This window comes from Corynebacterium felinum, assembly GCF_030408755.1.
GTDB classification, from domain to species: Bacteria; Actinomycetota; Actinomycetes; order Mycobacteriales; family Mycobacteriaceae; genus Corynebacterium; species Corynebacterium felinum.
The window spans coordinates 2,653,886-2,676,250 of record NZ_CP047209.1 but is presented as its reverse complement, the minus strand read 5'-3'; the positions used below and the strand labels follow the sequence as shown (position 1 = coordinate 2,676,250).

The 22,365-nt window shown below is 53.6% G+C and carries 18 protein-coding genes and 1 pseudogene; 9 read left to right on the top strand and 10 right to left on the bottom strand.

Annotated features, from left to right (window positions below):
• Positions 1-3 precede the first annotated feature (3 nt).
• A complete protein-coding gene (radA, locus tag CFELI_RS11315; protein ID WP_277105114.1) occupies positions 4-1,392 on the bottom strand; it encodes a DNA repair protein RadA in 1,389 nt (462 codons plus the stop codon).
• Between the two features lie 233 nt (positions 1,393-1,625).
• Here radA and CFELI_RS11310 point away from each other — a divergent pair, with 233 nt between their 5' ends.
• A complete protein-coding gene (locus tag CFELI_RS11310; protein WP_277105113.1) occupies positions 1,626-1,850 on the top strand; it encodes a hypothetical protein in 225 nt (74 codons plus the stop codon).
• A gap of 52 nt (positions 1,851-1,902) precedes the next feature.
• Here the strand turns inward: CFELI_RS11310 and CFELI_RS11305 are convergent, their stop codons facing one another.
• Positions 1,903-2,463, bottom strand: a complete 561-nt coding sequence (locus CFELI_RS11305) for a hypothetical protein (protein WP_277105112.1) — start codon at positions 2,461-2,463, stop codon at positions 1,903-1,905.
• Between the two features lie 419 nt (positions 2,464-2,882).
• On the opposite strand from CFELI_RS11305, the gene CFELI_RS11300 reads away from it, so the two are divergent.
• From CFELI_RS11300 to ispF, 3 genes are read left to right on the top strand one after another with little or no spacing between them, the layout of a single operon-like run.
• Entirely contained in the window at positions 2,883-3,467 is a 585-nt protein-coding gene (locus tag CFELI_RS11300; RefSeq protein WP_277105111.1) for a CarD family transcriptional regulator, read from the top strand.
• A 3-nt stretch (positions 3,468-3,470) separates the two neighbouring features.
• Positions 3,471-4,241, top strand: a complete 771-nt coding sequence (ispD, locus tag CFELI_RS11295; RefSeq protein ID WP_277105110.1) for a 2-C-methyl-D-erythritol 4-phosphate cytidylyltransferase — start codon at positions 3,471-3,473, stop codon at positions 4,239-4,241.
• On the top strand, positions 4,234-4,725 hold the full coding sequence (ispF, locus tag CFELI_RS11290) for a 2-C-methyl-D-erythritol 2,4-cyclodiphosphate synthase (RefSeq protein ID WP_277105109.1): 492 nt from the start codon (positions 4,234-4,236) through the stop codon (positions 4,723-4,725). Before ispD ends, ispF begins: the two co-directional genes overlap by 8 nt.
• Positions 4,726-5,226: 501 nt before the next feature.
• Here ispF and CFELI_RS11285 read toward each other — a convergent pair.
• Positions 5,227-5,700 carry a hypothetical protein gene (locus tag CFELI_RS11285; RefSeq protein ID WP_290259027.1) on the bottom strand — a complete coding sequence of 158 codons (474 nt, stop codon included), beginning with the start codon at positions 5,698-5,700 and terminating at the stop codon, positions 5,227-5,229.
• A gap of 1,478 nt (positions 5,701-7,178) precedes the next feature.
• Here CFELI_RS11285 and CFELI_RS11280 point away from each other — a divergent pair.
• A complete protein-coding gene (locus CFELI_RS11280; protein WP_277105107.1) occupies positions 7,179-8,075 on the top strand; it encodes a PRD domain-containing protein in 897 nt (298 codons plus the stop codon).
• A gap of 67 nt (positions 8,076-8,142) precedes the next feature.
• Positions 8,143-10,172, top strand: a pseudogene (nagE, locus tag CFELI_RS11275) (N-acetylglucosamine-specific PTS transporter subunit IIBC).
• A gap of 400 nt (positions 10,173-10,572) precedes the next feature.
• On the opposite strand, the gene CFELI_RS11265 reads toward nagE, so the two are convergent.
• Together CFELI_RS11265 and CFELI_RS11260 are read right to left on the bottom strand one after the other, a co-directional pair.
• Positions 10,573-12,126: an IS1380 family transposase gene (locus CFELI_RS11265; RefSeq protein ID WP_290258967.1), complete on the bottom strand. Its 1,554-nt coding sequence runs from the start codon at positions 12,124-12,126 to the stop codon at positions 10,573-10,575.
• A gap of 293 nt (positions 12,127-12,419) precedes the next feature.
• Positions 12,420-13,988 (bottom strand): hypothetical protein, encoded by a 1,569-nt coding sequence (locus CFELI_RS11260; RefSeq protein ID WP_277104875.1) that lies wholly within the window; start codon positions 13,986-13,988, stop codon positions 12,420-12,422.
• A gap of 620 nt (positions 13,989-14,608) precedes the next feature.
• Here CFELI_RS11260 and cysS point away from each other — a divergent pair.
• Together cysS and rlmB are read left to right on the top strand one after the other, a co-directional pair.
• Positions 14,609-16,000, top strand: coding sequence for a cysteine--tRNA ligase (gene cysS, locus CFELI_RS11255; protein ID WP_277104876.1), 1,392 nt, complete (start codon positions 14,609-14,611; stop codon positions 15,998-16,000).
• 21 nt (positions 16,001-16,021) lie between these two features.
• Positions 16,022-16,963 (top strand): 23S rRNA (guanosine(2251)-2'-O)-methyltransferase RlmB, encoded by a 942-nt coding sequence (gene rlmB / locus CFELI_RS11250; protein WP_277104877.1) that lies wholly within the window; start codon positions 16,022-16,024, stop codon positions 16,961-16,963.
• Here rlmB and CFELI_RS11245 read toward each other — a convergent pair.
• The 4 genes from CFELI_RS11245 to CFELI_RS11230 are packed head-to-tail and all read right to left on the bottom strand — an operon-like array spanning position 16,960 to position 20,283.
• The gene (locus tag CFELI_RS11245) at positions 16,960-17,766 is read right to left on the bottom strand and encodes a CE1 family esterase (RefSeq protein ID WP_277104878.1); all 807 of its coding nucleotides are present in this window, start codon (positions 17,764-17,766) and stop codon (positions 16,960-16,962) included. The two genes, rlmB and CFELI_RS11245, sit on opposite strands and share 4 nt — an antisense overlap.
• Before the next feature lie 6 nt (positions 17,767-17,772).
• Positions 17,773-18,627 carry a metal ABC transporter permease gene (locus CFELI_RS11240; RefSeq protein ID WP_277104879.1) on the bottom strand — a complete coding sequence of 285 codons (855 nt, stop codon included), beginning with the start codon at positions 18,625-18,627 and terminating at the stop codon, positions 17,773-17,775.
• Positions 18,628-19,350: a metal ABC transporter ATP-binding protein gene (locus CFELI_RS11235; RefSeq protein ID WP_277104880.1), complete on the bottom strand. Its 723-nt coding sequence runs from the start codon at positions 19,348-19,350 to the stop codon at positions 18,628-18,630.
• Positions 19,351-19,359: 9 nt separating this feature from the next.
• Entirely contained in the window at positions 19,360-20,283 is a 924-nt protein-coding gene (locus CFELI_RS11230; protein ID WP_277104881.1) for a metal ABC transporter solute-binding protein, Zn/Mn family, read from the bottom strand.
• 369 nt (positions 20,284-20,652) lie between these two features.
• On the opposite strand from CFELI_RS11230, the gene CFELI_RS11225 reads away from it, so the two are divergent.
• Positions 20,653-21,741 (top strand): LacI family DNA-binding transcriptional regulator, encoded by a 1,089-nt coding sequence (locus CFELI_RS11225; RefSeq protein WP_277104882.1) that lies wholly within the window; start codon positions 20,653-20,655, stop codon positions 21,739-21,741.
• Here CFELI_RS11225 and CFELI_RS11220 read toward each other — a convergent pair.
• Positions 21,731-22,243: an RtcB family protein gene (locus tag CFELI_RS11220; RefSeq protein ID WP_277104883.1), complete on the bottom strand. Its 513-nt coding sequence runs from the start codon at positions 22,241-22,243 to the stop codon at positions 21,731-21,733. The genes CFELI_RS11225 and CFELI_RS11220 overlap by 11 nt on opposite strands.
• Positions 22,244-22,365 lie beyond the last annotated feature (122 nt).

Genomic DNA, 22,365 nt, shown 5'->3' with positions numbered 1-22,365 from the left:
CGCTTAGCTTAAGATTCGCAGCGCATCGGTCAGAGTTTCGACTTCCACCACTTTCATCCCCGCCATCGTCACCGAACACTTCGGGACGATGGCGGTGGTGTATCCCAGCCTCTTTGCCTCCTGCAAACGCCGCTGCACATTTGGCACACGGCGAATCTCGCCAGCTAAACCAACTTCACCCAACACCACCGTTTTCTTCGGCAACGGGGTGCGTGAAAGCGCTGAGGCGGTGGCAAGCGCAATAGCGAGGTCTGTGGCAGGCTCACCCACCTTCATACCGCCCACGGTTGCCACATACACCTCTTTATCGTGAGTTTTCTTCCCCGCACGCGCCGCAAGAACCGCCAACACCATGGGCACGCGCGTGGGATCAAGCCCAGTAACCGCGCGCCGCGGATTCTTCGACTCCGTTGGCACCACCAACGACTGCACCTCCGCCACAATGGGGCGCACACCATCCATAGCCACAGTCACCGCAGTGCCATCAGGGGTGGTCTCGCGGTGGCTTAAAAATAGACCCGAAGGGTCTTCGACCTCTTTGATGCCATCGTGCTGCTGTTCAAAACAGCCCACTTCATCGGTGGCACCAAAACGGTTTTTAATACCCCGCAGCATGCGCAAACTGGAATGACGATCCCCCTCGAAATTCAGCACCACATCCACCAAGTGCTCCAGTACACGCGGGCCGGCGACGTTGCCGTCTTTGGTCACATGGCCGACCAGAAGGATGGGGATGTTGGTGTTTTTCGCCAAGGTGGTCAGTGCCGCGGTGACGGCACGCGATTGGGCAACGCCACCGGCTACACCTTCGACCCCTACAGCCGACATGGTTTGAACTGAGTCGACGATAATCAGGCTGGGCTTGAGCGCCTCCACGTGGCCGAAGACAACATCGAGGTTGTTTTCCGACGCAAGGAACAAGGTGTCTTTGAGCGCATTGGTGCGCTCGGCACGCAGGCGCACCTGCCCTGCTGATTCTTCTGCCGTGACATATAAGGCCACCCGGTTTTTCCCAGCAGAGTCCTGCTGCTCTGTCCACCGTGCCGCCACCTCCAGCAGAAGGGTGGATTTACCCACACCGGGTTCACCTGCGAGTAACACCACAGAGCCGGGCACAATGCCTTTGCCTAAGACTCGGTCGAGTTCAGCAATGCCGGTGCTTAACGTGGTAGCAGCACTGGCTTTAATGCTGGTGATTGCTTGGGCTGGGGAGGTAGGAGCAAGCCCTTTGGATACCGCACCCAGCGTGGCAGCGTGTGCCACGGAGCCGGTGGCTTGGGTGTGTTCCTCCATGGAGCCCCATGAGCCGCATTCGGGGCAGCGGCCCAACCATTTGGGGGAGGAGTATCCGCATTCGGTGCAGGTGTGTACGCTGCGCGCTTTTTTCGCCATGCTGCTCACCCTACAAAAGGAAGGAAACATGAAGAAATTTCCCCTAGAAAGCAACCTAAGAATTGCTCCTTCATTTTCTTAGAGTATACTCAGTTATGGCTTGTGATTGAGGGAATGGTGAACTCCATTCATCGCCTTCTTAGCTGCGTGTTTATCAAAATATGCAGCAATAAATAAAACATTGTAATTTTCTTAAGAAATAGAGCTTATCAATCGAACGTAAGGGGAAGAGGATGCCATTAGCGCACCCACTGGCGCACGCCGGTATTACCCTTAGTCTGCTCATTTCACGCGTGCTCCTTGTCCCCATCGAAAGTGCTGTTCCCACCCATGTGCCCCGTACGGCGGTTGAGTCGAACTGGAGCCACTTTGAGATCGCCGGATTTGTTGTCTACGCCATCGCCATCGCCCTGATTATCAGCGGAATTTTGGGCATAATCTTCATGCGCAAAGACTAAACCCCCTCCTCGCCACAAGCGGTGAGCAGGGGGTTCGTTGCCTGAAAGGCTTTTAGTGGTGGTGCTTCTCAGCGCCAGTCTCACGATCAACCATGCCGGACTCCAACACTGGGGTGGAGATGGTAGCAGAGGTGGTCACGGTTGCGTTGTCGAAGGTGAACACAACTTCCTTGGTGCCACCGAAAGCGAAACCAGGGTTCTCGGTGGAGGTGGTCACGTGAGTGACACACGCCCCCTTGGGCTCAACCAGCTTCTTCATCTCGGAAGGAACGTCAGCTACCAAGGTGCAGTTCGACTTGATGGCGGTTTCGCCCTTGATGGTCACTGGCTTGCCGTCAATGGTGACAGATTTCAGGGTGTGGGTGGCATCGGAGTTGTCCTGGTTGATAGCGGTGAACTTCACGCCAGTCTCGCCCTTATCGGTGACGTGGATCGTGACGTCGCGCACTGCCACGGTTCCATCTTCAGAATCTGCGGAAGCGCCGTCAACAGCAGCGACCTGGCTAGAGGTCTGGGTGACCTGACCTGCAGAGCAAGAAGCCAGGATCAGCGCGGAAGCAGCAGCGGCGGTGATCATGGCGCCGCGGCGGGCAACGGTCTTCAAAGGCTTCACAGTGTTCGTCCTCCATCATGGTGGGTATGGTTCAGGCTGGGAAACCTGAGTGTAAAAATAGTCTTCTACTACTTTAGTCCTAAAGGGGTGTTTCGCACATTCAACAATGGCCACTTTCGGCCAAACGGGGGCATACAAAAGGGTGAACAGTGCGCCTAATGTGATCAAAATAATAGGCAGGTGGGCATGATGTTTATTTTCTCCCACATAAGCGGGCAGAAAACCACAGTGCTGGTGGTGGTTGTAAACCGTGGGGTGGGTCAGGGCTCAGGCGTGCTAGAATTTTTCTGGTATGTGTTGACGCAAGGTACACTTATTCTTTTAGCGTTTGCTCTCCCCTTGTCCCGGTGGCGCGTACCGGGGAGGATGCTTATGGGTAGGCGCTTTGCTCGAAGGATATTTGAGGGAGTTTTAGTTTTATGGAATTCAAGGTTGGCGACACCGTCGTATACCCCCACCACGGCGCGGCAGTCGTTGAGGCGATTGAGCATCGGGAGCTGAATGGCCAGACCTTGGAATACTTGGTTCTTCAGATTCACCAGTCGGATCTTGTGGTCCGCGTTCCTTCGAAGAATGCTGAATTGGTCGGTGTGCGCGACGTTGTCGATGATGACGGCCTGCAGAAGGTATTCGGTTACTTGCGTGAGACTGATGTTGAAGAGGCGGGCAACTGGTCGCGTCGTTTCAAGGCGAACCAGGAGCGTTTAGCGTCCGGTGATGTGAATAAGGTTGCTGAGGTTGTGCGTGATTTGTGGCGCCGCGACCAGGGCAAGGGCTTGTCTGCCGGCGAGAAGCGCATGTTGGCTAAGGCGCGTCAGATTTTGGTGGGTGAGCTGGCTCTTGCTGAGATTAAGGATGAGAAGAAGGCGGATGAGCTGCTCGCCGAGATCGATGCGACGATTGAGCGCCACAAGGCTTTGGGTATCGAGGATACCGAGGAGAAGAAGGTTGTTGAGGATGATGATATCGACCTCGACGATCTCAGCTTCGATGACGAAGACTAAAAAATGACGTCGCAGGAATTAACGCGCCAGGCCGTTTGTGGTCGGCGCGTTTATGCGCTCATTGCTGCGGCTGGGACAGGTTCGCGTTTGGGGGCTCAGGTTCCGAAGTCGTATGTGTTGTTGCGGGGGAAGTCGCTGCTGGAGCGTTCGGTTATTGCCATGATTACGTCGGAAATTGTTGATGAGATTGTGGTGTTGGTCAGCGCTGAAATGTTTGATTTCGCCCACCAGCTGCTTTCACGGGCGCAGCTGTTTGAGGCAGCTGTGCCGGTGCGGCTGGTTGTGGGTGGGGGTGAGCGCGCCGATTCGGTGTGGGCGGGTGTGCGGTCGATCCCCGATGAGGATGCTGTGGTGCTGATTCATGATGCCGCCCGTGCCTTGACTCCGCCGGGGATGATTGCGCGTGTGACTCGCGCGGTGTTAGAGGGGGCGCCGGCGGTGATTCCTGTGTTGCCTGTGTCTGACACTATTAAGAAGGTGGCGGGTTCGTTCGTGGTGGATACGCCGAATCGTGCTGATCTACGCGCTGTGCAAACTCCGCAGGCTTTTGATCTGGCGCTGTTGCGTGCGGCGAATGAGAAGTATTTTGCGGCGAGTAATCCAGGTTTTGTTGCTACCGATGATGCTTCGCTGATGGAGTGGTGTGGGGTTGATGTGCGCTGCGTGCCGGGTGATCCGATGGCATTGAAGATTACGACTCCCCTTGATTACACGCTGGCTGCCGCTGTGGTGGACCAGGCTGAACCGACGATTTTTGAGGTGCCCGATGTTTAATCCGATTATTCCCCGCGTGGGTATTGCTACTGATGCGCATCAGGTTGAGCGGGGTAAGCCGTGCTGGATCGCCTGTTTGCTTTTCGACGGCGTCGACGGTTGCGAGGGACATTCCGATGGGGATGTGGTTGCGCATGCGCTTGTCGACGCCCTGCTGTCGGCGGCAAACTTAGGCGATTTGGGGTCCTTTGTCGGCGTCGGCAAGCGTGAGTATGACAACGTCTCAGGTGCGCGGCTACTCACGGAGTGTCGGGCATTGTTGGAAGACAACGGCTTTGTCATTGGCAATGCTGCGGTGCAGTTGGTTGGCCAGAGCCCGAAGATGGGGCCTAGGCGTAAGGAGGCGGAGCAGGTGATGAGTGGGATTTTAGGTGCGCCGGTGTCAGTATCGGCCACAACCACGGATCACATGGGCTTTACCGGCCGTGGTGAGGGGCGTGCTGCGGTAGCTACAGCTGTGGTGTGGAAGCAGCAGGAGATGTAAGTTTGCCACGCTAATCTGTTCGGATAAGAGCCCATACGTTGTGGTAGTTGCCCATCACGAGGCCGACAAATCTGATCCACAATTCCAGTGCGGATGCGTCCCCGAATAAGCCGGTGAGCGTGATCCAGGATTTACATTTGGTGTTCGCACTAGAATTTTTGTGGTTGAGGTGTAAGGCAACAAAAACAAGCGCAGTTTACACGATGGCTGTCATCGTCTGAGGGCATAGAGTCACACTTCGAAAGCGTCGTGAAGTATTTGAGCATGGTTGTGCTGGTGCCCGCAAAGCGTTAAGACGACGGTTGTACGCGTACCAATTTCTTCCCTCTAATCGGTGTATGTATGTTTTGACCTGCTGTCGGATTGCGACGCTAACAATGCTGAAAAGGTGCCTGCACAAGAGGAATTGGTGAGCAGGAACCTTAAGATCCGCAGGTAAGAAAATAGCCATGTGCGTGTTTTGTTAAGTGTGCGCACATGGCTTGCTGTGTGTGCGAAGAATTAGTTCTTCTTTCCAAAGTAAGCACGGATTTTTTCGATGACCTTCCAGAAGAAGGTGACGAAGCTGACAACCAAGCTTGGTGAGGATTGAACGAGTGAGCCATCCACGATTTTCTTTTGTGCAGCTTCACGGTCTTTTTCCGTGATTGGCACTAGTGGGCAATAAATTGGTTGAGGCAGAGCAGCATGCGTTTGCTCACCACCAGGGACGTACGTAAAAGGATTGCGACGATTTGGTGGCTGTTGTTTCCAGCATTCCCATAGTTCTTCGACGGTTGATGCTTTAAAGGCGAGCAGTGTGTGTGGTTTGAACTCTGAGTGCACGTCGAAGTCTAATTCGCCTGCGGCTTGCTTAGCGGCACGTTCTTTTGCTTTCTGCTCGATTTTTTGGGCATTGTCCAGAATGATTGCCCTCTGTTCGGGGCTATACTCTGGGCCGATCTTTAGTTCAACAGCCCCAGCAGAAGGAGTCATGACAATAGATGTAGCTACGGCAACTGCAGCGACACAGCTAGAAAACTTCCTCATTTTTCTCCCTGTCGTAGAGTGTGGGCATGTCCAAATTATTAGCAGCGCTCAAAGCGCAAGCATATTTAACTTTTATATAAAGTAAAGTCACTTTTGATATTTATTACCCTTTTTAATTAATGGTGTGAAAGTTGTGTGGTATCAACTCAGGCTTGCACTGAAACCGCATTCACCACGGTTTATTGTCGAACACTTGGGAAGTAGCAGGCTGTTCTATGTTTTCATTTCCTTCGGGTGTAATGGTGAAGGGTATGCATTTTTTTCTGTTGAGGAGCTGTTTATATATTGTTAGTCAATCAATACTATCGAGGATGGGGGTGTTTTCGCTTACCTCATAAATAAAGGAAAAAGCTGATTGGTGTGTTGTAGGTCGTCTATGCAACACCTTCTAAAGTTTCTTGAGGGAAATATAACTAATAGCAACTAAACTAAATAAGCCTGCAGAAAACAAGGTTCTCTCACCAGAAAACCGCTTGTGAAGCCCCAACCTGTGGTTGTGGGGGCTTAGTGGGTGGAACGTTGGGGCATAAGCACGCGGGAGTGGAGGAATTCGGAGTGTTTGGGCTGATGAAAATCACGCTGAACTTAATCACGTGCGTGTGTGTATGCTCTGCCGCACCGGGTAGTCCTTGATTGTCCACCAAGATTTACTCACAAGGACACAGTCGTGAGTCGTGCGATTTAAAGATCCTTAAGGGTGGTGGCATTCTCATTGTCTCTGTGGTGAAAAACTAGGTCTGCCTTCGTGGCTTGCAGCGTGGCCGAGTTAACCATCAGCCTCACGATCCTGTGGGATTGGAAGCCGGTTCGTGACTTACTGGCGAGTGCATCCACTCTGTGATTGCGTGTGCATATCTAGCACTGTTCTTGGTAGGGGCATGGGGGCTTTGCGGTATGTAAGAGCAATATTAATTCGACATAGAGCAAGTGCTACCTGTAAAGCCGCAGGTCAATTTTTCACTTGTTTACTGAAAGTCGAATCAGTATTTTTGAATCAATCCCGGCATATTTATAGGTAAGCTCTTTGGTTGCTGTGTGCAGGGTTTTTCCTGCCTCAGTGCGCTGGTGGTTCCTGAGCTTTCTTTTCACAATGCTTCTTCCTGATGGGGAAACCTTGCTATATAAGTGCTTGCTTAAAATATTGTTGGGTTGGTGTGAGTAAACAGGAAGTATCAGTGGTTCTGTAGTGAGAATTCGGCACATGAAGCCCATGTAGGGGGTGTTGACGGGGGCAATTTCACCGCAAAGCGTTGTGTGCAACGTTCACAGGATTGATAATGAAGACATACTTTTCAACTTTGGGTGTTACTGAAAATTTTTAATTCAGGCATGACCGGGGTGTGAGGGATCCACAATTTTTATTCACGTCGGAATGTGGTGGCTTTCGCCGCAGTCTGCTTGATCTAAAGGTTGGTTGTCGCACCGTGAGTAACACTTGTTTTGACTCAAACGCTCCTTTAACTAGGGCCGCGCGCGTACTGAGTAATAATGCTGTGCTAGTGACCACGGGCGATGTACACCAGGTTTTGGTGGGGCGTGGTATTGGCTTTGGTGTTAAGGTTGGCGATACTCTCGCTATCACCGATGAGCATCAACGCTTTGTGCATCTGACCGACGAACAGGCGCAATTTTTTGAATCATTGCGCGCCATTGACGGGCATCGTGTTGAAAAGTTTTCTACTGCGGTGGATCTTGCGGCCGATATTTTAGGCCCCCTTCACCCCAGTGTGTACGTGTTGTTGGTTGAGCACCTTTCTTTCGCCGTCGATAGGCTAAGGCGAGGCGAGGGGATTTTTAACGCGATCGCCGGGGAGATCAAAGCTGTATTCCCCGATGAATTCGCCGCAGCTGAAGTGATGCTGCAATACATTAATTCCCACCTGGATAATCTTGAGCTTCCGCACAGCGAGGCGGGCTTTATTGCCCTGCACCTCAACGCCGCGCTCGGGGGCACGAGCGTGAAAGCGCCGCTTGCCCAAGCAAATCAGCTGGCGGAACTTGTCGCTTTTACCCGACGTGTGTTGGGGATTGTGGATAATCCCGCTATAGGTAGCAGCCATGATGATGGTTTGGAACTGACGATCGCCCGGCTGATACGTCGAGTGCGCAAGGGCGCGTGGCGCAGAAATGACGCCACGATGGGGATTGGCCAACAGCTCACCGTTGAATTTGATTTAGCTCAACAAGTTATTTGCCGCATTCTTTCATGTTCTGAGATGCCTGCTTATGCGAAGGGGGAGGCGGCTTTCTTGGCAGTTTTCCTCCATGGCTGTGTGCAGGAGTGTGAGCTCAGTCGTGACAAAGCGCAGCGGCAAAACTAAAGATAAGAAAGGAACTACCGTGAAAGATAAGGTAGTGGGCGGGCTGCAGAGTCTCGCCAAGGCGCTGATGGGCGCGGTTGCTGTGCTGCCAGTGGCGGCACTGCTGGTTGGTATCGGTTACCGTATCGACCCCGAAGGTTGGGGTGCAAACTCCCTTTTCGCTGACCTTCTGATTAAGTCTGGTCTGGCTGTTTTGGAGAACCTCGGGCTGATCTTCGCTGTTGCAATCGCCTTCGGCCTGGCCAAGGATAAGAATGGTGCGGCGGCGTTGTCGGGCATGATTGGTTTCTTGACTGTGACCAAACTGCTGAATGCTGATGCTGTTGCTGGTTACCGCGGCATTGATGTGGAGAGCTTGGAAGGCCAGCAGTTGCTGGAGTGGGCTGCCCAAGGCTGGAAGGCTGTGGGCAACGGCAATGTTCTGTTTGGTATTTTGATCGGTATTTTGGCTGCGTGGACGTATAACCGCTTTGAGTCGACCAAGCTGCCTGATTTCTTGGCCTTCTTCTCCGGCCGCCGCTTGGTACCTATTTTGGTCTCCTTCTTCGCCATGATTTTGTCGGCTGTGCTGTTTGTTTTGTGGCCTTTCGTCTACGGCGTGTTGTTTAACTTTGGTGAGGCCATTCAGGGCATGGGCGCGATCGGTGCCGGTATTTATGGTTTCTTCAACCGCCTGCTGATTCCTACTGGTTTGCACCACGCATTGAACTCAATCTTCTGGTTTGATGTGATCGGTATTAACGATATTGGTAATTTCCTCAAGGGTGGTGAGACGATCGCTGCGGCGGCTGCTGCTACTGACCAAGCTTCCTGCCCAGGTACGTGGACTGGTTCGACCTGTGAGGTTATTGGTGTTGTTGGCCGCTACCAGGCTGGTTTCTTCCCTGTGATGATGTTTGGTCTGCCTGGTGCTGCGTTGGCTATGTTCTTGCGTGCACGCCCTGAGCGTCGCAAGGTTGTGGGTTCGTTGATGCTGGCTGGTGCGTTGGCTTCCTTTGCCACGGGTGTGACTGAGCCTCTTGAGTTCTCCTTCATGTTTGTTGCTCCGCTTTTGTACTTGGTGCATGCGTTGCTCACGGGTCTTGCTGTGGGTATTGCTGCGGCGATGGGCTGGACTGCTGGTTTCGGTTTCTCGGCTGGCGCGTTCGATATGTCGCTGTCGACCGGTAACCCGATTGCGAACCAGTGGTGGATGCTGCTGGTGATGGGTGCGGTGTACTTTGCGCTGTACTTCGGTATTTTCTACGCGCTGATTGGTGCGCTGAATCTGCGTACGCCTGGCCGCGATGATGAGTCTGATGATGCCGCTGATGCTGTGGTTGTGTCGGATGAGTCGGTGAGCGGTGTTGCTCGTCAGATCATTGCTGGTTTGGGTGGTGCTGCCAATATTTCTTCCATTGATTACTGCGCGACTCGCCTGCGTGTGCTGGTCAATGATTATGTCAAGGTCAGTGAGAAGGAGATTAAGAAGGCTGGTGTTGCTGGTGTGATCCGTCCTTCGCAGACTGCGGTTCAGGTTGTGATCGGTCCGAATGTGCAGTTTGTTTACGATGAGGTGGTGCGCCAGCTGTCTGGTGCTGCTGTTGCTTTCGAGGGTGAGAAGGCTGAGTAATGTTCGGTTGGTCGAAGAAGAAAGTTGATCTTCTCACCCCGTTTCCTGGGACTGTGATGGATGTTACTGCTGTGCCGGATCAGGTGTTTGCTGATGAGATGCTTGGTCCGGGCGTGGCGGTTGTTCCTGATGAGTCCTGCCAGGTGTTGGAGGTTTGTGCTCCTGTTTCGGGTCAGATTGTGACGATTTTCAACACGATGCATGCGTTTGCTATCCGTGACAAGAATGGTGTGGATGTTTTGGTGCACATTGGTTTGGATACGGTGGCGTTGCGCGGTGCTGGTTTTGAGGCGTTTGTCTCCGCTGGGGATTCTGTTAAGGCTGGTGAGCTGGTTGTGCGCGTTGATGCTGCGGCTGTGCGTAGGGCTGGTAAGTCGTTGATTACTCCTGTGGTGTTGACGAATAAGAAGCAGGTTGCGAATGTTACGGCTGCTGCACACAAGGTGCAGCGTGACGACGTCGTTGCGCATGTGACCTTAAATTAGCACTCGTTGGTGCGTTCCCCCCGGCTTTGGGCTGTGTCCCGGCCGGGGTTTTATTATGCCTGCTTATCTGCCTTGCGAGGTGGTGAGGGAGGTGAGGGTATGTGGAACGATACCGTGAAATTATGGGCGCAAAGCTTTCAAGAATGCATACACGCCCTGATGAACACATGCCCACCACCACAGTTGATATCAGTAGTAATGATCCTAGCCCAGATTTTTCATGGGGTGGGTTTGGTGGTGGTGGGTTGGGGTGGTGTGTTTGTGGGGTTGGTTGGTTCACCTTCGCCCTTTGATTCGTGGTTTTTAGGGCAAGGTGTGCGTCCATAAAGTTGTGTGGGGTTTGGGGGTTGGGGTGTGCCTGCAGTGTGGCTGCCAGATCGCGTGTGTGGGCCTAGGGGTGTTAGGGTTTTCGTTTCTTCCAGCGTGGCTGTAGAAGGCTCTGGGTGTAGCCAATAAGCGTGACCAGTGTGTGGGTGTGGGGGTTGTGCTGGTCAAGCTGGAGGATGATGCGTCTGCTGCTTGTGGTGATTTTTGATGCAACCGCAACAAACCTTACACGGATAGTCTTCGGCACCCATGTCCACCAAGGCTTGCTTGTTTCTTGGTGTGAATGATCTTTGTGGTGGCAGGCGTCGATGAGTTTCGTCCAGGTAAGAAGTTGGTGGGATAGTGCAACGATCAAACACCAGATTTGGTTCGCCCCGAATTGTTTAAACGGCAGTTTACTAAGGCCTTGGTCTTTGGTGTCTTTGATGTGTTGTTCACATAAAGACCGATTACGGTAGCAGTAGTCAATGTGTTGAATATTCCCAATAAGGTTCGTTACGCACAGTTGGGCGCGAACACCATGTTGGTTGAAAAGACTGTGTTGGCACCCTGGGTGGGGTGGTTCGATTCGTGCGATAACACGCATATCCTCGGGGTAGTCAGCTAGAAGATTCACCAAAGGTTGGTGCTCATCTATATTTGCGGTGCGCAGTAGTCCGGTGATGTCTTCAAGGAAATGGTTCTCATCACAAACCAGATCCCCTGAAGCACGCACAATCGGCACCCGAGTATCCCACCGATCACAGTCTTTGCCTGTGTGAGCACTGGTTCCCAAGTGTTGTGTATCAGCGTTGGTTGTTTGTTGGGATTGAAGGTGATGGTCAAGGGTGATGCGCGCTGTCGGCGGGGCGGAATAACCCAGAACATACCCAAGGTTGTGATCGTTGAGGAAACTGATGAATTTCTTTGTCCCACCAGCACTGTCAGCACGGATGACTAATCGTTTGCCCCAGGGTTGACCATCACTGTGATCAGGCAGGGTGGCAAGAATCTCGTCAACAAGCTGGCAGTGATCACGAATTGTGTTTGCCCCGGCATTTCCTGGTCGAAGCAGGCAGTTAAGAAACTCCCCACCAGGCAGACCGATGCTGGTGTAATCAATAAAGGCACATAACGGGTGGAAACCAAAGCCTTTCTTATAGGTAGGCGTCGCGTTTTCCTTATCGGAATGTGCGGTAATCAACGTGGCATCAATATCGATAACCAGTGGTTGTTCAACTGTTGCCACCCGATGCGGAGCGTGATCACCTAACAAATCCCACACCCTAGTGCGAGCTTGTTTCGCTGCGTGGATAAACCCTTCTCGCACATGCTCGCTGGTATCTGCATATTCTGTGATCCGCCGCCATGCGGTTGTCACTGACGGTAACGATTTTGATGCTAACGCGGTTGAAACAGAAGAAAGCAAGGTGATGTCGTGGACATCATCCCCACCAGCAATCAACGATAAAGCCAGATTCACCCACACATCCCCTAACGTGTGCGTGAGCCCAGAACGCGGCAAAGCGGAATCAAGGCAGTCACTTATTCCCACCAATTCGGCTACGTGAGCAAACGGTAACACCCCCGCACCGGATACAAGATGAGAACAGCTAGCAACCCGTGGAATGTATGTGGTAGTCTTCACCTTGAAAGTGTTTCTTTCTGCCTAGATTATTGACTTCAAAACATCTCTATTCTAGCAGGTCAAGAAGCACTTTCTTTACTTTTTGCTCACCTTTTCACCCCACACCCATGAAAAATCCGGGCTAGGGGTTTAGTATAAAGCGTGGCAAAGCCCAAGAAAGGGATTCTCACCAATCGCACGCGAAGGAAACCAGGTGCCCGTTAGTAGCGCTCTTGTAAAAAATGGGGGTATAGAAAAAACTGTGGCTCACCAGAATTGGTGAGCCACAGTGAGAAGCCAAACCTAGAGCGCGATTAGAACTTGATGTTCAGGTGCTTTGCGATCATTGGGAACAGTGCGGCGATAGCTGCCACGATGCCACCGATGATTGCGAAGATGCCCCACGTTGGGAACTTCTTGTCCTTGTTATCGGAGGAGCCGCTACCAGGCTTCTCGGTAGGAGCTGGGGTGGTTGGCTTAGGCTCAGCAGGCTTGTTCTGGCTTTCAGCCAGCTTGCGCAGGATCTCTTCCAGCTTAGCGGCGCGGTCCTGCTCAGCCTTGATGCGGGCCTTAGCCTCTTCCTCAGCCTTCATGCGAGCAGCCATTTCAGCGTTGAAGCCCATGTCGATGTTCACGAGGAACGCAACATCTTCCTGCCACTCGGTGTTGGCAATAACCTCAGCGAAGACACGGTTAGCTTCAGCGATCTGAACGCGACGCAGCTCAGCAGCCTCAGCGGAAGGATCAGCCAAGTCGGTAGCGAAGTTTGGTCCGAACTTCTTCATTTCCTCTTCAGCATCAGCCAGTCGCTTTTCGATGTGTGCGCCGGAATTTGCCAAGCGAGCAACCAGTGCGCGGTACTCGTGACGCAGGGTGGTGTTATCACCATCCTTGTTCACGATGTTCTTGTCCTGATCGAGCTCGTAGAGCTCAGCGAAGCGAACGGTCGCAGCGTAGATAGCCTCAACCAGGCGCAGTGCATCGCGCTGAGCGGTCGCGCGGTTAACCAGCAGCTGGCGAACGATAGCGTCAGACTTCTGAGCTTCAGCCTGTGCAACGCGAGCAGCCTTGGTCAGGTCATCCTTCTGCTTCTTCAGCTCAGCAATCTTGGTGCTTTCAGGATCGAGGAGTTCCTTCACAGCCTCAGCTGCGGCAAGAGCCTTCTCGAAAGCTGGGAGATAGGTGCGCTTGATGTAGTTGTTCTCATCCACATCAGCGTTCTGCTCACGAGCTGCATCGTAGCGGTCGTTGAGCTTCTTCATGGTATCTGCATACTCTGCAGAATCATCGGAGAAGGTGGGCAAAGCAGGCTGAGTGTTACCTGCAACATCGTTAGCAGCTTGGATCAGCTTGTTAACCTCGGCAACCTTCTTTGCGAAGTCAGCAGCGAGCTTTTCTTCAGCCTTCTTGATTTCGTCGCCCTTGGCGGCAACAGCCTTCCATGCATCAACTGCAGCCTGGTCCTTTTCCACAGCGTACTTGACCGACTCGCGAGCCTTGGTGATGTTATCAGCCGAGGTCTTCAGCTCAGCGGTAGCACGAGCAAGATCATTCTTCAGCGCAGCAACAGATGCCTGCTCAGAAGGATCGTTGACCACAGCACCAACGGTCAGCTCAGTTTTTGGAAGAGCCTCCAGGTACTTCATGGTGGCGTCGGTCCAAGCCTTAAGCTGATCCTCGGTGTGGTTAACCGCAGAAACGTTCACAGCCAGGGAGCCGTCAGCGCCGTTGAATGCGTTGAGCACATTCTGGCTTGGTGGGGTAGGAGCGTTGGCAGTAACAGCGGTTTCCTGAGCGAAAGCAGGAACAGAGAAGCCGGACAGACCGGTAGCAACAGCGATCGCGCCAGCAAGAGCGGCGGTGCGAATGCGGTTCTTAAACATATAGGTTCCCCTAAATAGGTGTTTGTAGACAGAAATCAGACATCTGGAAGAAGGGGGGTGAATGGGGGTGTTGCAGAACGAACCCATTTACCCTAAAAGAATCTGAGAGTGCATTGCGACGCGAGCGCATAGTTTTTCAGCACAATGAGCCGAAAAATGCTACTTGCTCAACTGGCAGTGCAGCCTTGTCGCTATGGATAAGGCTAAAGCAGGAATGGGAATAACACCAGCGTAAACGTATAAAATTCACTGCATGTGTGGGAATTTTTCGGCGAATGTGAACGTTATCAATAGTGCTTTTGATTGTTAAGCTGGAAAAATGTAGCACAGATAATATCTTAATAATATATAATATTTCCAATAGGAGCTTCCCCACTTTTGGGGGGTTTGCTCAGGGTTTCCATATATTTTTATGCATATCTGAAGTCCGTTTAGTATTAGTGGTGATGCAATCCATTGTGGGAAAATGTGAATAAAATCTACTTGTTCAGCACTTTTGCAGTCATTCAAAAGGTGGAATATGTTCATCAAGCCTCAAACCAATCCATCCCGAAGTGCAGTACAGCTCACCGCCTTCCTTAATAAGGTGTATTTGGGGAAGGTGAACTAAACTGTTCTGCGTGACTCTACGCATCTTTGACACAGGAACCCGGTCCCTTCGAGACTTCACGCCCCTGCGTGAAGGGCACGCCTCGATATACCTGTGTGGTGCCACGCCACAAACACAACCCCACATCGGACACGTGCGCTCCGGTGTCGCCTTCGACATCCTGCGCCGCTGGCTTTTGGCACTAGGCTATGATGTTGCCTTCGTCCGTAATGTCACAGACATTGACGACAAAATCCTCACCAAAGCGGCAGAAAACAACCGCCCCTGGTGGGAATGGGTTGCAACCCACGAGCGCGCTTTCACATGGGCTTACGATCAGCTCGGCGTCCTGCCCCCTAGTGTGGAACCACGCGCAACTGGGCACGTCACTCAAATGATCGACTACATGCACAGGCTTATCGACGCCGGATTCGCCTATGCAGACTCCGGCAGCGTCTACTTCGACGTCCACGCCTGGGTCAATGCCGAAGGCTCCGACTACGGCCACCTCTCCGGAAACCGCATTGAAGAAATGGAACAGGGAGAAACCGACAACGCCGGCAAACGCAGCCACCTCGATTTCGCACTCTGGAAAGCAGCCAAACCTGGCGAACCCAGCTGGCCTACCCCCTGGGGCGATGGCCGACCTGGCTGGCACCTCGAATGCTCCGCCATGGCCACTTGGTACCTTGGCGGATCCTTCGACATTCACGGCGGTGGACTCGACCTGCAATTCCCGCACCACGAAAACGAAATCGCACAATCCCACGCCGCAGGCGACGGTTTCGCACAATACTGGATGCATAACCACTGGGTGACCATGGCTGGGGAAAAGATGAGTAAATCACTTGGCAATGTCCTGTCCGTCCCCGCCATCTTGGAGCTGGTTCGCCCCGTTGAACTGCGCTACTACCTAGGCTCCGCGCACTACCGCTCCATGCTGGAATATTCCGAAGGCGCGTTGCAGGAAGCCGCCCAAGGATACCGCCGCGTCGAGGCATTCCTCGACCGTGTCGGGGATGTAGAGGTAGGAACGTGGACGCCCGGCTTTGAAGAAGCAATGAATGACGACCTCGCAGTGCCAAGGGCACTGGCCGAAATCCACAACGCAGTGCGCGAAGGCAACACCGCGCTTGCGGAAGGTAAGGTAGAGCAGGCACGCGAAATCGCAGGAAGTGTTAGGGCCATGGCGGCAGTCCTTGGTGTCGATCCGCACGCACCTCACTGGGTGCAGGCAACAACCCACAACGACAACGCCTACAAAGCCCTCGACGTACTGGTCCAATCTGAACTGCAGCGCAGAACACAAGCCCGCGCGGAGAAAAACTGGGCGCTGGCCGATGAAGTACGCGATCGGTTAGCACAAGCAGGGATTACCGTCACCGACACCCCCTCCGGCCCTGAGTGGTCGCTGGAAAACTAAAACTTAAAGGAAAAAATATTCATGGCTGGAAACCAAACCAATCGCCCAGGTCTACGCAAGACCAACAAGAAGGGCGCAACGAAGGGCTCTGGCGCTGTCCGTCGCCGCGCACTCAAAGGCAAAGGTCCTACCCCTAAAGCGGAAGATCGTGTGTACCACGCAGCGCATAAGCGCAAGCTGGAGAAGATCCGCCGCGATAAGGGCCGCCACGTCAAGGAAGAAACCACCGAACTGGTGGTTGGCCGCAACCCTGTGGTCGAGTGCTTGCACGCCAAAGTGCCCGCCAACGCTCTCTACATTGTGGAAGGCACTGGCAACGACAATCGCTTAAGCGAAGCTGTCCAGATCGCCCATGCCCGCTCGATCCCACTGATCGAAGTGCCACGCCACGAAATGGATCGCATGACCGGCAACGGTATGCACCAAGGCATCGGTCTGCAAATCCCAGCATTCAAATACGCTGAAGTGCACGACCTGATCGAACGCGTGGCTGAATCTGGCGAAAACGGCATGATCGTTGTTCTCGACAACATCACCGACCCTCGCAACCTGGGCGCTGTGATCCGCTCCGTTGCCGCCTTCGGTGGGCATGGCGTGGTTATTCCAGAGCGTCGTTCCGCATCGGTGACCGCTGTTGCGTGGCGTACCTCCGCAGGTATCGCAGCTCGTCTGCCTGTGGCGAAGGCAACCAACATCACCCGCACCGTCAAGGAATTCCAGAAGAACGGTTACCAGGTAATCGGCCTAGATACCGGCGGAAACTCCACCCTAGATACCTATGATGGCACCGGCAATGTTGTGATCGTCGTGGGTTCTGAAGGCAAAGGTATTTCTCGTCTGGTTAAGGAAAACTGTGACGATTTGATGTCCATCCCCATGACCAGCTGGGTGGAATCCCTCAACGCCTCAGTTGCTGCAGGCGTTGTACTGAGCGAATTTGCTCGCCAGCGCCGCGTGAACTAACGCAACTGGAAAAAATCAATGAGGTAGTCGGTGGCAAGGAAATCGGTGTGTGTTGGGCCTAAAAACTCCGATTGAACCGCACCTGCCACCGGCACCACATGCCCCACACCATGTAAGGCATAGCCCGCCACACCGGGATAGTCGTAGAGCTCAACACCGCGATGGCGCGGGGGTGGGGGAGTAAAGGAAACACCAGTATTGAGCGCGGAATACAACGCTAAGGTGCGCTCAAAACTTAGAACCTCGCCACGGCAGGCGTTGCTAAAAAGCTGCAATCTGCCCCCATGAAAAGGCGCAATCGGGTCCTCAACTCCATGCATTAACAGCAGGGGAGTGGGAATGAAATCCTCCGTGGAACACAGGAAGTTGTCCTTTATAGGCTGCGTGGCGGCAAACACTGCGGCGCGGGTCAACAGGGCGGGGGCGTCGAAAAGCAGACGCAGAATCATCTGACCCCCATTTGAATAACCCGCACCAAACACCCTGCCATTGTCGCCACGGTAGTGCTCAATGAGCTCAGATAAAAACAGCACATCATCCGTGCCCAACGCACGAGTCTTTTCGCGAAGATCTACCCGGCCATCATTCCAATGCCTGCCCACCCCATCGGGATACAACACCGTATACCCCAAGCTTGCAAAAACATCAAACTGGCCTGCCGTAAAACGACGCCCCACCTGGCCTGACTGCGTAGAACCATGCAACCACACAAACACATCCGGCGATGACACACCAGAACTGATCTTCCCGTATGTGCGCCGTTGCCCATCAGAGCAGCGAAACTCACCGCGAATAAACTTCACAACACCTCACAGCTGACTAGCCCGAACAGCATCCTTGTGCGCGTGATGCCGACGTCGAAAAGCAATCGTGCGACACACACCATAAATCAGGAAAGAAATGCTGGTCACCATCACCGACACCGGCAAACCCGGCGCCAGCGACACTACCAAACCACCCACCGACGACACCAACGCAAACACACACGACAACGCAACCGCATGAAGCGGCGAACTCGTCACCTGCACCGCAGCCGCACCCGGGGTAATCAACAACGCCATCACCAACAACGCGCCCACAATCTGCACCGACTGGGAGGCCGACAAACCCACCAACACAGCAAACAACAAACTATAGCCGCGCACATTCACCCCCGAAGCCGCAGCTAACAGCGGGTCAGCAGAAGCAAACAACAACGGACGCCACACCAACACCACCACAGCAACAACCATGACAGTAATCGCAGCCAGCACCCACACACTCGTATCGCGCACACCCACAATCTGGCCAGTGAGCAGCGAAAAAGCGGAGGAAGAATTGCCGGGATACAGGTGGATAAACAGCACCGACAAACCAAGGCCGAAGCTCATCACCACACCCACAGCACTATCCTGCTGCTTGAGCCCCAACAAACCCAGCACCACCGCAGCCACCACAGCACCAGCAACCGCGCCAATACCAATGTTGAAACTAAACAACAGCGCCGCAGCCGCACCCATTAACGCCAACTCGCTGGTCGCATGCACCGAAAACGACATCTCCCGCAGCACCACAAGCGGAGCCATCACACCCGAGAGCACCCCCAGCAACAGCGAGGCAATCAGCGCGTTGTGCACAAAACCCACAGAGAGCAAATAACTCGTATCAGCAACAAACGCACTCATTTAGACCACCACCACTCGACCGTTCACGCGGGCAACCTCAACATGCGTGCCATACAACTCCGACAAAGACTCAGTTGTTAACACCTCATCCACCGAGCCAATCTTGTGCCCGCGCGGTGTTAAATACAGCACCTTCGTCGCACAATGCAGCACCGGGTTAATGGAGTGAGTCACGCACATAATTGCCGTCGATTTCTCCGCCATACGCTGCTGCAACAAATCCACCACATGTTTTTGCATACCGGGATCTAAACTCAGCAACGGCTCATCGCACAGCAACAGATCAGGGTCGCGGGCAAACGCCTGGGCTTGGCGAATCAACTGCTGCTGCCCGCCCGACAACAACCCCACGCGCACATCCGCGATGCCTGTTGCCCCAACCTGGGCAAGAAGCGTATCGACGTCGCGGCGTGATGCCCTGCGTTTTCTCAGCACCCCATGAGCGAGAGCAAGAGAGACAAGATCGCGGGCACGCAACGGTAAATCGGTGGGAAACATCCGCTGCTGCGGGATGTAGCCCACCGTGCCTAAAAGCTTCAGACTTCCACTGCTTAAACTGCGGGTGCCCAGCACCGCATTAATCAGCGAGGATTTACCCACCCCATTAGGGCCAAGGATGGCGAGGAAATCACCGGGGTGAAGCTCAAGACTTAGATCCTGCCATAAGGGGGAAATGCCCGCCTTGTGAAAAGAAAGTACGGCGGGGGAAGAAGTTGAAGTCACAGTAGCCTTTTATGCGCTGAGGCGATCAATAGTGTGGGTAAGGAATTCTAAGTAGGTTTCCCCTTCGGCGGGAGTCTCATACACCTCCACCACTTTCACCCCGCAGTCGAGTGCGACATCCACTAGCCTGCGGGTGAGATCAGTGGAGGTTTGGGGGTTGTGGATCAAAATATCCAGCTCGCCCGACATGATCACCTCTAAAAACTTGGCCACATCTGCTGCAGTAGGTTCACGCTCGGATAAGGTGGCACTGCGATAGTGTGCAGGGGTGATTTCTTGCATGGGGGTGTAGGCAATCAAATAGTCGGCAATCGGCTCTGTCTGGGCAATAGAGCGCGTAGGCAGACGATGAAGCCGCTCGTGAATATCATCCAGTGACTTCAAAAACCCATCCAAATCCACGGTGGCGTGAGGCGAGATATCAGTGATCGCCGTAGCAAGGGCGCTGGCTACCTGTTCCACAGCCAGGGGATCGAACCAGATATGCTCATTGTTGGCAATACCGGGAACATTGGACTCATCAGAATGCTTGTGCTCATGATCATGGTCTTCGAGGGGAAGGGCGTGGATGATTTTGTCTTCTTTGATGTTTTTATACAGCCACGCATCGTAGCCGCCCCCGCCCACCACGACAATATCGGCTTCGTGTGCCTGTGCGAGATCTTTAGCGGTGGGCTCGAAAGTGTGGGGATCTTGGTTCGTGCCAGAAATGATGGGGGTGACATGAACCTGCACTCCTGTGGCAACTTTGCCGACTTCGCGGGCAATCTCGCCCCACACCGAGGTAGAGGTAACAATGGAGATTTCTTTAGCAATCAACGTTGCCCCAGGGGTGGGGTTGAGCACTTGGGTGGGTGTACTGGGAGAACACGCAGTGGCCACCAGGGTGGAGGTGGCCAGTACCAAGGCGAGGGGAAGACTGCGAATATTCATACACGTTAATAAAACTAGTAATAGGAACAGTTGTCAATTGGAAACCTATTGAAAAAGAAGGCTTATAGATTAATTGGGGGTAGATTCCGGTTATGCTGCATTTTTACTCCATTGGGACCATGTGTGAAAAAGTGCACTTTTCGCGCCAGGAGTAAAGAAAAAATTCCGCCATGATTTAATTTTATTTGGAACACTTATGTGTCCTAGGTCTCTGTTTGGTGAGTGCGTTCCCTCGGATGGGGGTAGGGGATTCTGGAGTGTTCACTGTTCGTATGACACTCGCAGCAAGGTGGGTTGAACCCCCGTGAGGGGAGGTTTCCACTACGTTGAAGGTGAAACACTGATAAACCACGATGAAAGAACAATGAGATGAAGAATAAGAAAAATACCCCTGTTCGAGTTTCCTTAGCGTATTTAGCCAACGAGCTTGGGGTTTCGCGCACCACGGTATCGAATGCATACAACCGCCCTGAGCAGCTTTCTGTCCAACTACGCAACAAAATCCTGCGCCGCGCTGAGCAGCTTGGCTACCCTGGGCCGGACCCGACGGCACGAAGTTTAAGAACAAAGCGAATCGGCAGCGTCGGCGTGCTGCTCACCGAACACTTGACCTATGCTTTCGAGGATAGGGCTTCGGTCGACTTCCTCTCCGGCATGGCCGATTCATCAATCGGCACCCAGAATTCTTTAACCCTTGTGCCGGTCGGCCCCGACTCCGCGGAGGAAGAATCCGCCCTTGTGCTGGTCAATCAGGCCGTGGTGGATGGGTTTGTGGTGTACTCGGTGGCGGAAAATGACCCCTACTTAGCGGCTGTTCACCGCCGCGGCCTGCCGGTAGTGGTCTGCGATCAGCCCAATAATGATGATCGCTTCCCCTTCGTCGGCATTGATGATTTCGCCGCGATCGCCCCAGCCGCCCACGCGCTTGTCGACGCCGGGCACACCCGCATAGGCATCTTATGCATCCGTTTATCCCCCGACAAGAACAACGGACCTGTCAGCCCCCAGCGCTTGGCCGCGGCGAAACACCACGTGCAAAAAGCCCGGGTGGAAGGTGCACTGAAGGTGTTCGCCTCAGCAGGCATTGATCCTGCCACGGTGCCCATCGTCGAACGCCATATTAATGATCCGAAGAACAATATCTGCGCGGCCAAAGAATTACTCTCCACCCATCCGGATCTCACCGCAGTGCTGTGCACCACCGACACCATGGCTTTTGGTGTGCTCGAATACGCGAAACAGCACAATATTCAGGTGCCTCAAGAACTGTCAGTGACCGGCTTCGACGGCATTGCCCCAGCCTTAGAGCGCAACCTTACAACTGTTATCCAGCCCAATAAGGAAAAAGGTGCTACAGCTGGCAAGGTGTTGGCCACCATGATTAAAGGCGGGGACTATCAGCACCGGAGTTTGCTAGAAACCAGCTTCTTCCCCGGTGCAACCGTCACTAGCCCTTAATACACAACAAGGTGTCCAGTTTTGCCACAACCTCAATGAGATCCTGCTGGTAGGCGATCACTTCATCCAGGTTCTTGTAGGCTGCCGGTATCTCATCCACAACACCACGATCTTTGCGGCATTCCACCCCGCGGGTCTGGTGCTCAAGATCGGCAAGGGTGAATAAGTGTCGCGCCTGGGATCGGCTCATCACCCTGCCCGCGCCGTGGGATGCGGAACAGTAGGAGTTGGTATTGCCCAACCCGCGCACAATATAAGCCCCTGTTCCCATGGAACCGGGGATAATTCCCAGCTCGCCTTTCTTGGCGCTAATGGCTCCTTTGCGGGTGATCACCAAATCGAGGCCCTCGTAGTGTTCTTCGCTGACGTAATTGTGGTGGCAGTTAATGGTTTCACCACATGTGAAGGGCGAAAGGTGCCTACGTAGCGCTTCGATGATGGACGCCATCATGATTTCGCGGCTGAAGGCTGCGTAGCGTTGCGCCCAGTTCAGGTCGTGCATGTAGTCGTCCCATTCTGCGAACTAAGGATAAGCCCTAGAAACCGGATGGTTTCTAGGGCTTATCGGGGCCACTACAGCGGGACGCTTCGGTGAGAGGCGGCTGCGGGAACTGTTATCAAGAA

What these genes read in the sequence shown, in the direction of transcription:
- CFELI_RS11230 (WP_277104881.1), bottom strand. Translation starts at nt 20,283, where the DNA reads ATGAATATTCGCAGTCTTCCCCTCGCCTTGGTACTGGCCACCTCCACC.
- CFELI_RS11310 (WP_277105113.1), top strand. Translation starts at nt 1,626, where the DNA reads ATGCCATTAGCGCACCCACTGGCGCACGCCGGTATTACCCTTAGTCTG.
- CFELI_RS11260 (WP_277104875.1), bottom strand. Translation starts at nt 13,988, where the DNA reads ATGTTTAAGAACCGCATTCGCACCGCCGCTCTTGCTGGCGCGATCGCT.
- radA (WP_277105114.1), bottom strand. Translation starts at nt 1,392, where the DNA reads ATGGCGAAAAAAGCGCGCAGCGTACACACCTGCACCGAATGCGGATAC.
- CFELI_RS11225 (WP_277104882.1), top strand. Translation starts at nt 20,653, where the DNA reads ATGAAGAATAAGAAAAATACCCCTGTTCGAGTTTCCTTAGCGTATTTA.
- rlmB (WP_277104877.1), top strand. Translation starts at nt 16,022, where the DNA reads ATGGCTGGAAACCAAACCAATCGCCCAGGTCTACGCAAGACCAACAAG.
- ispF (WP_277105109.1), top strand. Translation starts at nt 4,234, where the DNA reads ATGTTTAATCCGATTATTCCCCGCGTGGGTATTGCTACTGATGCGCAT.
- ispD (WP_277105110.1), top strand. Translation starts at nt 3,471, where the DNA reads ATGACGTCGCAGGAATTAACGCGCCAGGCCGTTTGTGGTCGGCGCGTT.
- CFELI_RS11285 (WP_290259027.1), bottom strand. Translation starts at nt 5,700, where the DNA reads ATGACTCCTTCTGCTGGGGCTGTTGAACTAAAGATCGGCCCAGAGTAT.
- CFELI_RS11220 (WP_277104883.1), bottom strand. Translation starts at nt 22,243, where the DNA reads ATGCACGACCTGAACTGGGCGCAACGCTACGCAGCCTTCAGCCGCGAA.
- CFELI_RS11300 (WP_277105111.1), top strand. Translation starts at nt 2,883, where the DNA reads ATGGAATTCAAGGTTGGCGACACCGTCGTATACCCCCACCACGGCGCG.
- CFELI_RS11240 (WP_277104879.1), bottom strand. Translation starts at nt 18,627, where the DNA reads ATGAGTGCGTTTGTTGCTGATACGAGTTATTTGCTCTCTGTGGGTTTT.